We start from the raw sequence: 15,726 nt of genomic DNA on the forward strand, positions 1-15,726 counted from the left end.
CTGGTAATTACCAAGCCCCCCATCTTTCTAAGTGAGAAAAGAAAATGTCAAAAGAATTTAGCCGCACACAACGTGTGTCTCAGCAGCTTCAAAAGGAGCTTGCGCTTATCTTACAACGTGAAGTTCGTGACTCACGTATCGGTATGGTAACGATCTCAGACGTAGAAGTGTCTCGTGACCTTGCTTACGCAAAAGTGTTCGTTACTTTCCTATGTATCGGTGAGCAAACACCTGAATCATGTCTTGCTGCTCTTAAAGAGCATGAAGTGCCAGTTCGTATGGCTCTTGGTAAGCGTATTCGTCACCGCCTAACGCCTGAAGTACGTTTTACTTACGACAACACACTAGTAGAAGGCATGCGTATGTCTAACCTGGTAAGTGAAGTTTTAAACGACGATAAGCGTAAGCAAGAAGAGTCTGGCCGTACTGACGAAACTCAGTCTAAGGACGAAGAGTAATGGCTCGCCGTCGTAAAGGTCGCCCTATCAACGGGGTAATTCTGTTAGATAAGCCAACTGGCATTTCGTCTAATGATGCACTGCAAAAAGTAAAACGTATTTACTTTGCAGAGAAGGCAGGGCACACCGGTGCTCTGGATCCTCTTGCGACTGGCATGCTGCCAATTTGTCTTGGTGAAGCAACGAAGTTCTCCCAGTTTCTTCTAGATTCTGATAAGCGCTACGTAGTAATTGCTAAGCTTGGTGAGCGTACCAATACCTCTGACTCTGATGGCGAAGTGGTAGAGACACGTGATGTTAACGTGACTCAAGAGCAACTTGAACGCTGCATTGCAAGCTTCAAAGGTGAAACCGACCAGATTCCATCAATGTTCTCAGCATTGAAGTATCAAGGTAAGCCTTTGTATGAATACGCACGTGCAGGTATCGAGGTGCCTCGTGAATCTCGTAAGATCACTGTTTACTCTATTGAACTGCTTCGCTTTGAAGGTGATGAAGTTGAGATGGAAGTGCACTGTTCTAAAGGCACTTACATCCGCACAATTACTGACGATCTTGGTGAAATGCTAGGTTGTGGTGCTCACGTGACCATGCTTCGTCGTACAGGTGTAGCAAAGTATCCGTACGAGCGTATGGTGACTTTGGAGCATTTGAACGAGATCCTAGAGCAAGCACAGGCGCAAGAAATTGCACCGAAAGAGCTGCTTGATCCACTATTAATGCCAATGGACACAGCCGTTGAAGACTTACCAGAAGTTAACTTGAACGCGGAACTGACTGACCTAGTTCAGCACGGTATGCCAGTTCAGGTTGCTGGTGCGCCAACGGAAGGCACGGTTCGCATGACAAGTGGCGAAGAGAAGCTGTTTGTCGGCGTAGCTCAGATTGCTGAAGATGGCCGAGTTGCACCGAAGCGTTTGGTTGTTTTCAGAGATGAAGAGCCACAAGCGTAACGCTGAAACCTAGTTAGGTATTGGCGCTTAGCCTGGAAAAGCGAATCAATAATATAGAAAGCGAGCCCTTAATTTTAATGGTTCGCTTTTTTCGTTTTTCATGAGTTCGATTGTTATTGCACCAACTCGTAAACTTCCCTATAATCCTCGGCTCGCGTAGCGGCTGAATCAGAGATTGGCTGCTACAAATATAAACTTACTCTTATCAGGAGAGATTTATGTCTCTGAATGCAGAAACTAAAGCAGCAATCGTTGCAGAATACGCACAATCTGAAGGCGACACAGGTTCACCAGAAGTACAAGTAGCACTACTTACTGCTTCTATCAACCACCTACAAGGTCACTTCAAAGCGCACAAACACGATCACCACAGCCGTCGTGGTCTATTACGTATGGTTTCTAGCCGTCGTAAGCTTCTTGATTACTTGAAAGGCAAAAACCTTACTCGTTACCAAGACCTAATCAAGCGTCTAGGCCTACGTCGCTAATAGCGATGTCTGCAAAGACAGTTTGAAGAAAAGGAGCATTTATGCTCCTTTTTTTGTGCCTGTTATATTTTTAATGTCAAAAATGTAGGTTCTCTGTGCGGTTAACCTGATTTTTAATCGTGAAAATGTCTCTTGCCAAAAAAATAGTTTATACTCTCGCACGCGAATAATTGTTTGATTATTTCGCACCCTAATTAGCTCAACAATAACAGTCACAGATGTCGGCCAATAGGTCGCGACTATTAAAAGCAGATGTTTAGTCTGATTGAACTTCTCGTCTTTTTTTACTAGTCGCGATTAGTTATTGCTGAGCATTCATTCACTTATTCTGAAAAGAGATTTTCAGATGAAGGATATACAATGTTTGAAAAACCAGTTGTAAAGTCATTCCAGTACGGTAACCACACCGTTACTCTAGAAACGGGCGTAATGGCACGTCAAGCTACTGCTGCTGTAATGGCGACTATGGACGATACATCAGTATTCGTTTCTGTTGTTGCTAAGAAAGAAGCTGTTGCGGGTCAAGATTTCTTCCCTCTAACAGTTAACTACCAAGAGCGTACATACGCTGCGGGTAAAATCCCTGGTGGTTTCTTCAAGCGTGAAGGTCGTCCATCTGAAGGCGAAACACTAACAGCTCGTCTGATTGACCGTCCAATTCGTCCACTTTTCCCAAGTGCGTTTAAAAACGAAGTTCAAGTTATCGCTACGGTTGTTTCTATCAACCCTGACGTAAACCCAGACATGATCACTATGATCGCAACGTCTGCTGCTCTTGCTATCTCTGGTGCACCATTCAATGGTCCTATCGGTGCTGCACGTGTTGGTCACATCGACGGCGAACTTGTTCTTAACCCATCAAATACTGAGCTTGAAAACTCTAAACTAGACCTAGTTGTGTCTGGTACAGAAGGCGCAGTACTTATGGTTGAATCTGAAGCAGATAACCTATCTGAAGAAGAAATGCTTTCAGCTGTTGTTTACGGTCACGATCAACAACAAGTTGTAATCAAAGCGATCAACGAGTTTGCTGCTGAAGTTGCAACTCCATCTTGGAACTGGGAAGCGCCAGCAGTTAACACTGAGCTTAAAGCTAAAGTTGCTGAGCAAGCTGAAACTCGTCTATCTGACGCGTACCAGATCACTGAGAAAATGGCTCGTTACGAGCAAGTTGGCGCAATCAAGAACGACACTGTTGAAGCTCTAATTGCACAAGACGAAAACCTAGATGAGCGCGAAATCCGCGGCATGCTTGGTTCTCTAGAGAAAAACGTAGTACGTAGCCGCATCATTGCTGGTAACCCACGTATCGATGGCCGTGAAAAAGACATGGTTCGTGCGCTAGACGTACGTACTGGTGTTCTTCCACGTACACACGGTTCTTCTCTATTCACTCGTGGTGAAACTCAAGCACTTGTTACTGCAACGCTTGGTACACAACGTGATGCACAAATCATCGACAGCCTAATGGGTGAGAAGAAAGACAACTTCCTTCTACACTACAACTTCCCTCCATACTGTGTAGGTGAAACTGGTTTCGTTGGTTCTCCTAAGCGTCGTGAAATTGGTCACGGTAAGCTTGCTAAACGTGGTATCCAAGCAGTAATGCCTTCTGTTGACGAATTCCCATACACAGTTCGTGTTGTATCGGAAATCACTGAATCTAACGGTTCTTCTTCAATGGCTTCTGTATGTGGTACATCTCTAGCACTTATGGATGCTGGTGTTCCAATCAAAGCTTCTGTTGCGGGTATCGCAATGGGTCTTGTTAAAGAAGGCGACGATTTCGTTGTTCTTTCTGACATCCTTGGCGACGAAGATCACCTAGGTGACATGGACTTTAAAGTAGCAGGTACTAACGCTGGTATCACTGCACTTCAAATGGACATCAAGATCGAAGGTATCACTAAAGAGATCATGCAAATTGCACTTAACCAAGCGCAAGGTGCACGTAAGCACATCCTTTCTGTAATGGATGAAGCTATCTCTGGTGCTCGTGAAGATATCTCTGAATTCGCTCCACGTATCCACACAATGAAAATCAGCTCTGATAAGATCAAAGATGTTATCGGTAAAGGCGGCGCAGTTATCCGTGCTCTTTGTGAAGAAACAGGTACTACAATCGAAATCGAAGACGATGGCACAATCAAGATTGCTGCTACTGAAGGCGCAGCTGCTCAAGAAGCTATCCGTCGTATCGAAGAGATCACTGCTGAAGTTGAAGTTGGCCGCATTTACCAAGGTAAAGTTGCTCGTCTAGCTGACTTCGGTGCATTCGTTACTATCCTTCCAGGTAAAGATGGTCTAGTACACATCTCTCAAATCGCTGACAAGCGTGTTGAGAAAGTGTCTGACTACCTAACTGAAGGTCAAGAAGTACCAGTTAAGGTTCTTGAAATTGACCGTCAAGGCCGTGTACGTCTAAGCATGAAAGAAGCAGTTGAAACGCCAGCTGAAGGCGAAGCACCTGCTGCTGAGTAATTCTTAGCCTACTAATGGGACTATCGCTTTTTAGTGATTTCTAACCCATTGGTAAAAAAGCATGTTATAAAGGGGAGCATATCGCTCCCCTTTTTTTATTGCGGTCATAACAGGAGTAATTATTTGTGAAATGGTTTCAAACCGCGAGTATGTGTTTACTGCTTGTACTGACAGGTTGTGCGACAACATCAGATAACACCTCACGTTGGGTTTATCCCCCAATGGCTGTGCCGCTGCAACCAAGCGTTCAGCAAGAGGTTCAAATTGCACGTCTTAGTCAATTATTACAGCGTCCAGATTTGAACGATGAAGTTCGAGCTAAAATGCTGTTTGAGCGTGGTAACTACTACGACAGTGTTGGCCTACGTGATCTCGCGCGTCTCGACTTCAACCAATCTCTTTCATTGAACCCTGCTCAACCTGATATCTTCAATCTTTTGGGTGTTTACTTTACGCAGGTAGGGGAGTTTGATGCCGCTTATGAATCTTTTGATTCTACGTTAGAGCTTGATCCTGCAAACTCTTACGCAGAAAGAAATCGCTCTATCGCACTCTACTATGGCGAGCGTTACGACTTAGCCAATGAAGAGATGATGAAACACTATGCCGATGATCCTAGCGATCCGTTTCGCGCTTTGTGGCTGTACATCATTCAACATGAGTTAACGCCAGAACAAGCCAAGCTTGATTTACAAAAACGTTACGAAAGCCGTGATGAGCAGTGGGGCTGGGTGCTAGTCGCCATCATGCTTGATGACATTACTGAAGAGCAGGCTTTCAAGGCGATCTTAACGGGTACTCGTGATAACACGTTACTTGCGCAGCGCCTGACAGAGACATACTTCTACCTGGCTAAGCGTTACCACTTGAATGGTGACTACGCGAATGCAATCTCTCTATACAAGTTGTCAGTGTCTTTCAATGTGTATGAATATGTAGAGCATCGTTACTCTTTCTTAGAGCTAAGCCGTATATTTACTACTCTTAAAGCCGAGCACTTAGCAAAAGTTAAGTTGGCTGAGGCCGAAGAAGCAGCTAACGCTAAGTAAGCGATACATTTTGATTCCGAAAAGCCGCTGCCTGTCAGCGGTTTTTTTATGCTCCTTTTTTATAAACAGGTGGGGGGAGCTCGTTTTTGATTGCTTTTTATTTAAACAACACTAAAATAGTTAGCTTTGCTAACTAAATGCTATTCTTGATTAGGTGAGTATGCTAAACCAGAATTTAGAAAAGATTGAGCGCTTCGCCTCTAAGATATGGCGAACTCAGGTAAATGAAGATCCTATTTGCCAATTGAGCTTCAATGAGTACGATTATTTGAAGGTCATTCAAGCTTCTCCAGAGCCTATTAGACTGACAGACCTTGCTATTGAGATGCAGGTGACAAAACCTTCAGCCACGACTATGGTTCAAAGGCTTGAGAGAAAAGGCCTTGTCGAACGCAAACCGTCTCTTGAAGATGCGAGATCTAAGTTGGTGGTTTTGACCCAAAAGGCTGAAGTGGGTTTAGAAGAAGAAAGTAAGATCTATCAGGTCATGGCACAGATACTGGAAAGTCGTTTGTCTGAGCAAGAATCTCAGCAGCTGAACCTATTATTAACTAAAGCGTTGAAGTAAATAATTTAGATATTTAGTTAGCCTTGTTAACTAATTTTTCGAGTCATATCTTGTTGATATGCGACTCACAAATGAAAGTAGAGTAAGAAATGAGTAACTCAATTAGTCGCCAGTTTTGGCGATACACAATCCCTACTGTGGCTGCCATGTTGGTTAATGGCCTTTACCAAGTGGTGGATGGCATCTTCATTGGCCGCTATGTGGGGGCTGATGGACTTGCAGGCATCAATGTTGCGTGGCCTGTGATTGGTTCGATTCTCGGTATTGGTATGTTGGTGGGGGTAGGTACAGGTGCGCTTGTCTCGATTCGCCAAGGTAAAAAAGATACTCAAGGTGCTAAACAGATCTTAGCAACAGGCTTAACCTTGTTGCTAGCGATAACGCCTATTGTCTCTGTATTGCTGTTTTTGTTTGCTGATAACTTCTTGCTTTGGCAGGGCGCAGAGGGGCGAGTATATGAACTTGGCCTGCAGTACTTACATATTCTGATTGGTGCCAGTGTCTTCACGCTAGGTTCGATCGCAATGCCGTTTTTACTGCGTAACGATGACAGCCCGAACTTGGCCACGATACTGATGATTGTCGGTGCGGTGATCAATATAGCTCTGGATTACCTGTTCATCGCTCTATATGGTTGGGAGTTGATGGGCGCAGCATTAGCAACAGCGATTGCCCAGTTTGTAGTGACTGCACTTGGCTTAGCTTACTTTTTCTCGCATCGAGCAAACCTTCGTTTACGCTGGAATGAATTGAGACTGAAACTTGATGTGATTCCACAAATCTTCTCGATTGGTACATCAAGCTTCTTTATGTACGCTTATGGTTCGATGATGGTGGCGCTGCACAATGCGTTGTTCTCCCAGTATGGCGACCAGTTGATGATTGGTGCTTATGCGATTTTGGGCTACATCGTGACGGTTTACTACCTCACTGCTGAAGGCATCGCAAACGGCATGCAACCATTAGTGAGTTACAACCATGGTGCGCGTAATCAAGCGAACATTCGTAAGTTACTTAAGATTGCGATGATGAGTTCAGTATTGATCGGTGTTGCGTTCGTGCTACTTTTGAACGCGTTCCCACGTGAGTTTGTGTCAGTATTTAACTCAGATGAACCTCAGCTAGTTGAGTACACCGTGTTGGGTATTCGACTACACATGTTTGCACTGGCTCTTGATGGCTTCTTAGTAGTAGCGGGTGCTTACTATCAAGCGGTGAACAAGGGCAGCAAGGCGATGTTTGTGACGATAGGTAACATGCTTATCCAATTACCTTTCTTGTATATTATGCCTAAGTTGTACGGTGTGCCGGGGATCTGGATTGCGTATCCATTGTCCAATATCGCGTTAAGTGTAGTTGTTATGATCATGCTCTACAAAGACGTAAAGAAGCTCGATGCTGCGCCGCTGGAAACCGCGACGGCGTAGATCGTTTTTCTTAAACTGAATGATAAAAGGTCTAGCGAATGCTAGACCTTTTTTGTATCTGTTACTGATTATTCTAATTTAAGGAACTAGATGTTCTTAACGTCTAAACCTGCGAGTTGATGCCAGTAACCGTTGCATTGGCGGCTTTCAATTTTCATCGGTTTTTGACCTTGCTCGTTCGCTCTGAAGTTATTAATTTCAGAGAAGGTATCGATGCCGAGTGGGCTTAAACGAACCACATCGACTAGGTCATGCATGTTCGGTAGATCGTTAACTAGGTTGTAGCAGTAGCCCGATTGTGTCTGAATGCCGTTAAGGTTAAATACCGACTGGCCTTCTTGGCTTTCGACTTGTAGCCCTGTTGGGTATTTGATACAACAAGTTTCGCAATCGTCTTTGGCTTTGTTTTCCGCGCGAGCGGTAAAGCAACGCGCTGAGTAAGCAAGTGGTAGGTAGCCGTGGCTAAATACTTCTACTTCGAACTTATTACGGATATTAAGATCTTCGCACTGTGTCATTACGTTGCTTAGCCATTCGCGAGAAAGCTCAACAGGCATACACCAACGCGTCATACCTTGTTTCAAGAACAGGTTCAGAGTGCGTGCGTTGTAGGTATTAACCGCCGGGCCAACCACAAAAGGCACTTTGCTTTCGCTTGCTAATTGAATCGCAGACACGTCGTTGGCTTCGATCGCAAAGTCACCGTTATCAATGTACTTCTTCATGATGTTGACTTCGCTTGGTGCTTCTAGCAATGCCATGGTGGAAAGTACGACTTGCTTGCCTGAAGCCGACAGCTCTTTGGCAATATCCATCCAGTGTTTTGCTTTCATCTCACGACGCTTTGAACACACGGCTTCACCTAGGTAGATGATGTCGGCAGAGCTTGATTTCGCTTGCTCATAGAAGCTTTCAACATCTTGTTTTGGCCAAAAATAAAGTAGAGGGCCTAATGCGTATTTCATTGAGTTCTCCATTTGGCTCTATTGCCATTTACGGTGATAAGCGCCAAGCGTGGTTTGTGTACCTTCAGATACATTTGCCAGTGTCGCGTTCCAAGCTTGTTCTACTTGGTATTGTTCAGGATTCGCTAAGTAGCGATCGATAGCAGCGCGCCAAGTACGAGTCACTTGTTCAACATAAGCAGGGCTGCGTTGGCGACCTTCAATCTTCACTGAGGCAACATTGGCCGCGAAAAGCTCAGGCAACATGGATAGCGTGTTTAGACTAGTCGGCTCTTCAAGTGCGTGATAGCGCTTACGTTCACCATCGATATCCGCTTCAAAACGACCCTTACACAGCGTTGGGTAACCTGCGTTCTCACCTGCTTCATACTTATCGATAAGGATTTCATTCAAGCGAGACTCTAAGCCGTTTTCTGTTTCTTGCCAGCGAACGTATTTAGCTGGAGAACAAGCACCAACGGTATTTGGTGATTCACCTGTCATGTATGAAGAGAGGTAGCAACGGCCTTCTGCCATGATACATAAGCTACCAAAAGCGAATACTTCAAGGTCAACGTCAGAAGTGATATTACGAGAAAGCTGTTTGACCTGGTGAATCGACAACACACGCGGCAGTACGACACGCTTAACGTTGAAGTTTTTATGGTAGAAGTCGATAGCGGCTGCATTGGTCGCAGATGCTTGCACTGATAAGTGCAGCTCTAGTTCTGGGTATTTGTTTGCTGCGTACTCAAGTACCGCGATGTCAGCGATGATCAGCGCATCAACGCCTAGCGCAGCAGCGTTGTCTACAGCGTTTGTCCAACGTTCGAAGCCGTTTGGGTGAGCAAAAGTATTTAAGGCAACGTGAATTTTCTTGTTGCGGTCATGTACATACTGCACAGCACGATCGAGCTTTTTACCCGCAAAGTTAAGGCCTGCGAAGTGTCGGGCATTCGTATCGTCTTTGAATCCGATGTAGACAGCATCCGCACCGCAATCAATAGCGGTTTTCAAAGCAGGTAAGTTACCCGCTGGGCATAAGAGTTCCATTTGCTCACTACCAATAGAATAAAATTGAAGCGAGTATTTTATGAAGAATTATGAATGACGGAATTGATGTAAGGCAGGTTTAGATGGATAAATCTGCTTTTACCCCATTTGAGGTACTGACGAATGGCGAATTTACGCTTTAGCTTGGTGTTGGAGGGCGTGTTTAATTAATTCTTGTGACGACGGTTTTGGGCGAACAGTTCTTCAACCTCTTGTTTTGGTTGAGGGCGATAGAAGTGGAAACCTTGAATTGAACCACAGTTGAGGTTAGACAGCAGGGTTGCTTGTTCACTGGTTTCGACACCCTCTGCAACCACGGTTAAATCGAGAGATTTCCCAAGGTTGATGATGTTTTCAATTACGGTAATTTGCTTTGGTAAGGTATCGATATCTGAGATAAAAGCCCGGTCAATTTTAAGCTCATCAATCGGAAAGCGAGCAAGGTAAGATAGAGAAGAGTAACCCGTACCAAAGTCATCGATGGATAACGCAAAGCCAAGTCTCTTAATCGCGTTCAGCATTTGAAGCGTGTGCTCACTATCACTCATTACGGCACTTTCTGTAAGCTCAAAGGTAATCGCACTTGGATCTAGCTCAGTAGAACGCAGCAACTTCTCCATGAAATCAATCAATTTTGGATTACCAAACTGCTCTGGTGAAAGGTTGATCGCGACGCGACCAGGTAAAATACCTTGCATCTTCCAACGTTTCACCGTGGCAAATACTTCGCGCATTACCACACGACCAAGTTGTTCAATAAGGCCAGCACGTTCCGCTACTGGAATAAATGCGGCAGGGCTAATATAACCTTCTACAGGGTGCTTCCAACGTACCAGAGCTTCTGCTCCGTTAATGGTGAAGTCACGCGCATTTACTTTTGGTTGGTACCAAACCTCAAGCCCGTTCTGTTGCAGTGCTTTTTGCAGTTCTATCTCAAGCCACAGTCGCATTCGCGCTTCTTTGTTCATCTGTTCGTTGAACTTGATCAGGCGGTTGCGTCCACGATCCTTAGCTTCATACATTGCGGTGTCAGCATTCTGTAGCAAGATACGTGCGTCACTGCCATCGTGAGGAAAGCTCACACTACCAATCGAGCAGGCTAAACGCTTGCTAAAATGGTGAAGATCGAAGGGTTGGTTGATCAGAGATATGATCTTTTCAGAGAGTATTTCAGGTGTTCGTGGGTGTTCAGGCTCAGGTAGAATAATACCAAATTCATCACCGCCTAAATGGCCAATAATAGCTTGACGAGGCAGTTGTCGTTTTAAGCGAGATGCGACCTCTTTAATCACTTTATCACCGATGTGGTGGCCAAGTGAGTCATTGATATTTTTGAAGTTATCGATGTCTAAGTAGAGCATCACAACAGGGGTCTTGTTGTGAATGAACTGCTCAAGGCTTTTGGTAAACCCAAGTCGGTTGTAGAGCTTAGTCAGTGTATCGATGTAGGCATCTTCACTGTTAGCGGGTGTGTATTGTTTTGTTGTTTCTTGAGCGTCTTGAATAAGTACTAGTTGGGTACTGCTTCCAAGAATGACCGTCGAGTCGATATTTAACTGAACTTTACGTTCAAAGCCACATCGAGCACCCGTTAAACAAACCAAGCCAGACTCAGAAATAATGGAGCTGAGGTCATTATTAAAGACTGTTTTGGTTTGTTCATCGATAAATAATCGGCCTAACTCTTCGCCAATCAATTCTGTGGTGGAGTTAAAACCAAGTAAGCGCGCAGCTGCAGGGTTCGAAGACAGAATGTAGTCGTTTTCAACTAATAGCAATCCGTCTGGGAGCAGGTGAGATAGCTTGTGGAATTTCGCTTCAGACTCTTCTAAAGAACGGACAAGTACTTGGTTTTCAGATGTATCGAAGGCGTGAAAGATGATGTATTCAGTCTTTTTACCATTGGTAAGCGGAGATAGGCTGAAATGAAGGCTAGTGTCTAAAGCCGTTTCGTTTAGGGTGATTTCCGCCTCAATTGTTTCGCCATTGAATGCACGCTCATAGTAAGGCTTAAGGTGTTGGTAGAATTGCTCGCCCAAGGTTTGGCGGTCATTCATGCCTACAAGCTCTGTTTTACTTAAACCAGCAATATCACAGTAACGCTCATTCACCATAAAATAGTTATGTTGAGCATCAAGTACCGCAAAAAAGAACGGGCTGTTTGCAGTAAGCTGTGTAAACCAATGTTGTAGTTGCTGGGGAGGCATCAAAGTACTACCAATTCTCCAAGAGCTTGAATATTCACTATCGATAAACATTGATTGCTATTTGTTCAGCTATCGATGTTTACTTGTGAGTGCAGCGATTCGCTGTGATTTTCATGACCAGAGTTACTATAACTGCGATCATCAATATATTAAAGGTCGAGCATCAAACTGAATTAATTTGATACATAACAGTAACTGAGATCTCAACATCATCTATGATGCTTTCTATATTATTGACAAAGTTACGGATAAGTCACGTGATAAACAAGATACGCACTCAACTAGTTCAAAATGCCGCATCAATTTTGCGATCTCCAGTCCAGTTATTACCAAAATCAGTACAAAAAAAAGCCTTATTAGAAGCATTGAAAAATGTATTCAAGGAGGCTTTAGAGGATGGTGATTTTGAGTTCTTAGAAGACAAGTGGCTTAAAGTTTCAATAAAAGATATGGGGTTAAGTTGGTGTATTAGCTACAAAAATGAGCAACTAGTTGTCGCTGATAAAGAGGTCAATGAAGATGTGAGTTTTAGTGGCAATCTAAATGATCTCGTGTTGATTGCTGGGCGAAAAGAAGACCCAGATACGCTTTTTTTCCAACGTCGACTGTCTATTGAGGGCGATACCGAGCTAGGCTTGGAAGTGAAAAATTTGATGGATAGCGTCGATTTAGACTTATTGCCGACTCCTATGAAAACTTTGTTAAATCAATTAGCTGATTTTGTGCAGAAGGGAGTACAATCCCCAGATACACAAAGTGAGGTAATGAATGCTTATTCGAACTGAAGCACCGGCAGATATACTTGTCATCGATCGTTTATTGAAATCTGTTTTTGAAACGGATGCAGAAGCTAATTTGGTTATGAGCTTGCGTGAGAATAGCCATTTAACGCTATCGCTGGTGGCTTGTTCTGATGAAGGGGAGGTGGTTGGTCACCTGATGTTTAGCCCTCTTACTCTTGATGGTGACGATCATAACTGGCAGGGGCTCGCACCTCTCGCCGTGAAAGAAGAGTTCCGCAATCAAGGCATTGCCAAATCACTGGTTGAAGACGCATTTTCTACTTTGGTAGATTTTGGTTACCCAGCCTGTGTTGTACTCGGTGATCCTGCTTACTACGGTCGTTTTGGTTTCAAGGCGGCGAGCGAATTTGGCCTGAGTTGTGTTTGGGATGTGCCTGAAGGCGCTTTTCAAGCGATTGAGTTGGTAGAAGGGGCGTTTGCTGGGCATTCTGGTGAAATTGCTTACAGCCCAGAGTTCAACGACTTATAAGCTGATTTACCACTCAATAAGATACAAATTGATTTAGTCTAAATAAAGGAGCTTGATGCTCCTTTATTTTTTGTTAGTATCAGCCCCAATGAGCACCGTTTAAGTTCACTCGAAGAATATTAATACCAACAAACCAAAGGTTACGACCGCTAGATATGTCACAAACACACGCGCAATATCTACAAGAGATGGGCATTAGCCAATGGGAGTTAAGTCACCCAGAGCGTTTGGCTGGTTATGAATCTGAATTGACTCTGTTATCGAATGATTGCAAGTTACTGTTGGTTTCACCAGAAAAACCTCAGGATGATATCGCCGTGATGTTTGAGCGAGTACTCAAAAGTATCAAGCTCGACTTATCTCAAGCTTTACACCTTCAACCGCAACACTTGTCTGCTGTGGATTTAAGTTCGGTTGAATGGGTATGGTTTGCTGGTTGCGAATCTGCCCATGAACTGAAGGCAAAAACACTTCAATCTCCATTACTGTCTGACATTAACGGTAATAACCAACATCGCCGCGACTTATGGCAACAAATTTGTGCTTATGACTAATCAACTTTTACCCACTTCAGAACAACACCTAGACGCAATTTGGCAAATTGAGCAGACCGCGCATTCTCATCCTTGGTCTGAAAATATGATCCGTGATCTTAATAGTCGTGGAGGCAGCCACCGTGTTTTAGAAGTCGATGGAAAGGTTGTCGGCTATTTCTATGCTCAGAACATTGTCGGTGAGGTTACTTTGCTGACGATAGCGGTTGACCCTAAGCAGCAAGGCAAAGGTTACGGTAAGGCTTTGGTTGAGCACTTTCTCGATATGTGTGAACAAGCTGACGCGGAAAGTGCTTGGCTGGAAGTTCGCGAAAGTAATGTGAATGCGTTTAATCTTTACGAGAAGGCTGGCTTTAATGAAGTCGACCGCCGTCGTAACTATTATCCAACCAAGCAAGGCAACGAAGACGCCATCATTATGAGCTATCTTTTTATGTCTTTTAGCTAGTCATGTTACGTCTTTTCGCGAACTAGACCGCTAGCTCCGGAATGAGCCACAAAATAGGGTGTAAACTGACCCTTTAGAAAGTGACACGCTTTCTGTATAATCCGCACACAGAATTCAAGGGCAAGTATTATCTACTTGCCCTTTTTACGCTTTAGATCAGCAAAGGGCGACTATGTCTTTCCAACAAGAAGTGAGCAAACGTAGAACGTTTGCGATTATCTCTCACCCGGATGCGGGTAAAACCACGATTACTGAAAAAGTTCTTTTATTCGGAAACGCGATTCAAAAAGCGGGTACCGTAAAAGGCCGTGGCTCTAACCAGCACGCTAAATCTGACTGGATGGAGATGGAAAAAGAACGTGGTATCTCGGTAACTACGTCTGTAATGCAATTCCCATACAACGATTGTCTAGTCAACCTACTCGATACTCCTGGACACGAAGATTTCTCGGAAGATACGTACCGTACACTAACAGCGGTTGACTCTTGTTTGATGGTTATCGATGCTGCAAAAGGTGTCGAGGATCGTACTCGTAAACTGATGGAAGTAACGCGTCTACGTGATACACCAATCGTCACGTTTATGAACAAACTTGACCGTGATGTTCGTGACCCAATGGAAGTGCTAGATGAAGTGGAAAGCGAGCTAGGTATGGCTTGTGCTCCAATCTCTTGGCCTATCGGTTGTGGTAAAGAGTTTAAAGGCGTTTACCACATTCACCGTGATGAAACGATTTTGTATGAATCTGGCCACGGCCATGAGATCCAAGAAGTTCGTATCATCAAAGGTCTAGATAACCCTGAACTCGACGAAGCTGTTGGCGAAGATCTGGCGAGCAGTGTTCGTGAAGAACTTGAATTGGTTATTGGCGCGTGTCCTGAGTTTGATCACGAACTGTTCCTTGCTGGTGAGTTGACTCCGGTTTACTTCGGTACTGCATTGGGTAACTTCGGTGTTGACCACATGCTTGACGGCCTCACTCGATGGGCTCCAGCTCCTCAAACACGTCAAGCAAATGAGCGTGATGTTGAAGCGACAGAAGAGAAGTTCTCTGGTTTCGTCTTTAAGATCCAAGCAAACATGGATCCAAAACACCGTGACCGTATCGCATTCATGCGTATTGTATCGGGTACTTACGACCAAGGCATGAAAATGAATCATGTTCGAACTGGTAAAAACGTAAGTATCTCTGATGCGGTAACCTTCATGGCGGGTGACCGTGCGCGTGCTGAAAAAGCATACGCGGGTGACATCATTGGTCTGCATAACCACGGCACAATCCAGATTGGCGATACCTTTACTCAAGGCGAAAGCTTGAAGTTCGCAGGTATTCCTAACTTTGCGCCTGAGCTATTCCGTCGTATTCGTCTGCGTGATCCACTGAAGCAAAAGCAACTTCTAAAAGGCTTGGTTCAGCTTTCTGAAGAGGGCGCGGTTCAAGTATTCCGTCCTTTGCAAAATAACGATCTGATCGTTGGTGCAGTTGGTGTACTTCAGTTTGATGTGGTTGTAGCGCGCTTGAAAGCGGAATACAACGTTGAAGCGATTTACGAAGGTGTGAACGTTGCAACTGCACGTTGGGTTGAATGTGATGACGCTAAGAAACTAGAAGAGTTCAAACGTAAGAGCCAAGCTAACCTAGCGTTAGATGGTGGTGATAACCTATCTTACATCGCACCGACTATGGTGAATTTGAACCTAGCTTCTGAACGTTTCCCAGAAGTTCAATTCCGAGCGACGCGCGAGCACTAATAGCGACAGCTCTACATAACACTGTTGGATAATATTAAAGCCGAACTGCTTCTAGCATTCGGCTTTTTTGT

Annotated in this window: 15 protein-coding genes; 12 read left to right on the plus strand and 3 right to left on the minus strand. The window is 44.3% G+C overall.

All coding sequences use genetic code 11. The annotated features are described in order from the left end of the window. Positions 1 to 44: 44 nt before the first annotated feature. The 7 genes from rbfA (at position 45) to K08M4_RS03160 (ending at position 7,424) form a co-directional block, all read left to right on the plus strand. Positions 45 to 458 (plus strand): 30S ribosome-binding factor RbfA, encoded by a 414-nt coding sequence (gene rbfA, locus K08M4_RS03130; RefSeq protein WP_004734495.1) that lies wholly within the window; start codon positions 45 to 47, stop codon positions 456 to 458. Next, positions 458 to 1,411, plus strand: coding sequence for a tRNA pseudouridine(55) synthase TruB (gene truB / locus K08M4_RS03135; RefSeq protein WP_086048816.1), 954 nt, complete (start codon positions 458 to 460; stop codon positions 1,409 to 1,411). The genes rbfA and truB overlap by 1 nt, the downstream gene beginning before the upstream one ends. 218 nt (positions 1,412 to 1,629) lie before the next feature. Then, the gene (gene rpsO, locus K08M4_RS03140; RefSeq protein WP_004734493.1) at positions 1,630 to 1,899 is read left to right on the plus strand and encodes a 30S ribosomal protein S15; all 270 of its coding nucleotides are present in this window, start codon (positions 1,630 to 1,632) and stop codon (positions 1,897 to 1,899) included. 360 nt (positions 1,900 to 2,259) lie between these two features. After that, the gene (gene pnp / locus K08M4_RS03145; protein WP_086048817.1) at positions 2,260 to 4,380 is read left to right on the plus strand and encodes a polyribonucleotide nucleotidyltransferase; all 2,121 of its coding nucleotides are present in this window, start codon (positions 2,260 to 2,262) and stop codon (positions 4,378 to 4,380) included. Between the two features lie 125 nt (positions 4,381 to 4,505). After that, positions 4,506 to 5,429, plus strand: a complete 924-nt coding sequence (nlpI, locus tag K08M4_RS03150; protein WP_086048818.1) for a lipoprotein NlpI — start codon at positions 4,506 to 4,508, stop codon at positions 5,427 to 5,429. A 160-nt stretch (positions 5,430 to 5,589) separates the two neighbouring features. After that, positions 5,590 to 5,997: a MarR family winged helix-turn-helix transcriptional regulator gene (locus tag K08M4_RS03155; protein WP_086048819.1), complete on the plus strand. Its 408-nt coding sequence runs from the start codon at positions 5,590 to 5,592 to the stop codon at positions 5,995 to 5,997. Between the two features lie 89 nt (positions 5,998 to 6,086). Continuing rightward, the gene (locus K08M4_RS03160) at positions 6,087 to 7,424 is read left to right on the plus strand and encodes an MATE family efflux transporter (RefSeq protein ID WP_086048820.1); all 1,338 of its coding nucleotides are present in this window, start codon (positions 6,087 to 6,089) and stop codon (positions 7,422 to 7,424) included. A gap of 86 nt (positions 7,425 to 7,510) precedes the next feature. Here the strand turns inward: K08M4_RS03160 and K08M4_RS03165 are convergent, their stop codons facing one another. The 3 genes from K08M4_RS03165 to K08M4_RS03175 all read right to left on the minus strand — a co-directional run bounded on the left by K08M4_RS03165 (position 7,511) and on the right by K08M4_RS03175 (position 11,628). After that, positions 7,511 to 8,389, minus strand: coding sequence for a U32 family peptidase (locus K08M4_RS03165; RefSeq protein WP_016767826.1), 879 nt, complete (start codon positions 8,387 to 8,389; stop codon positions 7,511 to 7,513). Between the two features lie 18 nt (positions 8,390 to 8,407). Next, positions 8,408 to 9,421, minus strand: coding sequence for a ubiquinone anaerobic biosynthesis protein UbiU (ubiU, locus tag K08M4_RS03170; protein ID WP_086048821.1), 1,014 nt, complete (start codon positions 9,419 to 9,421; stop codon positions 8,408 to 8,410). Between the two features lie 167 nt (positions 9,422 to 9,588). Beyond that, complete coding sequence (locus tag K08M4_RS03175) at positions 9,589 to 11,628, minus strand: sensor domain-containing protein (protein ID WP_009847532.1); 2,040 nt, start codon at positions 11,626 to 11,628, stop codon at positions 9,589 to 9,591. A gap of 257 nt (positions 11,629 to 11,885) precedes the next feature. On the opposite strand from K08M4_RS03175, the gene ubiT reads away from it, so the two are divergent. The 5 genes from ubiT (at position 11,886) to prfC (ending at position 15,655) form a co-directional block, all read left to right on the plus strand. Next, on the plus strand, positions 11,886 to 12,413 hold the full coding sequence (ubiT, locus tag K08M4_RS03180; protein ID WP_009847531.1) for a ubiquinone anaerobic biosynthesis accessory factor UbiT: 528 nt from the start codon (positions 11,886 to 11,888) through the stop codon (positions 12,411 to 12,413). Beyond that, the gene (locus K08M4_RS03185) at positions 12,397 to 12,900 is read left to right on the plus strand and encodes a GNAT family N-acetyltransferase (RefSeq protein ID WP_009847530.1); all 504 of its coding nucleotides are present in this window, start codon (positions 12,397 to 12,399) and stop codon (positions 12,898 to 12,900) included. Before ubiT ends, K08M4_RS03185 begins: the two co-directional genes overlap by 17 nt. A 155-nt stretch (positions 12,901 to 13,055) precedes the next feature. Continuing rightward, a complete protein-coding gene (locus tag K08M4_RS03190; protein WP_086048822.1) occupies positions 13,056 to 13,454 on the plus strand; it encodes a DNA polymerase III subunit psi in 399 nt (132 codons plus the stop codon). Next, positions 13,447 to 13,902, plus strand: coding sequence for a ribosomal protein S18-alanine N-acetyltransferase (gene rimI, locus K08M4_RS03195; protein WP_029222735.1), 456 nt, complete (start codon positions 13,447 to 13,449; stop codon positions 13,900 to 13,902). The genes K08M4_RS03190 and rimI overlap by 8 nt, the downstream gene beginning before the upstream one ends. A gap of 172 nt (positions 13,903 to 14,074) precedes the next feature. Then, positions 14,075 to 15,655, plus strand: a complete 1,581-nt coding sequence (gene prfC, locus K08M4_RS03200; protein ID WP_012604694.1) for a peptide chain release factor 3 — start codon at positions 14,075 to 14,077, stop codon at positions 15,653 to 15,655. The last annotated feature ends 71 nt before the right edge of the window (positions 15,656 to 15,726 follow it).

The organism is Vibrio syngnathi, from assembly GCF_002119525.1.
Classification (GTDB): domain Bacteria; phylum Pseudomonadota; class Gammaproteobacteria; order Enterobacterales; family Vibrionaceae; genus Vibrio; species Vibrio syngnathi.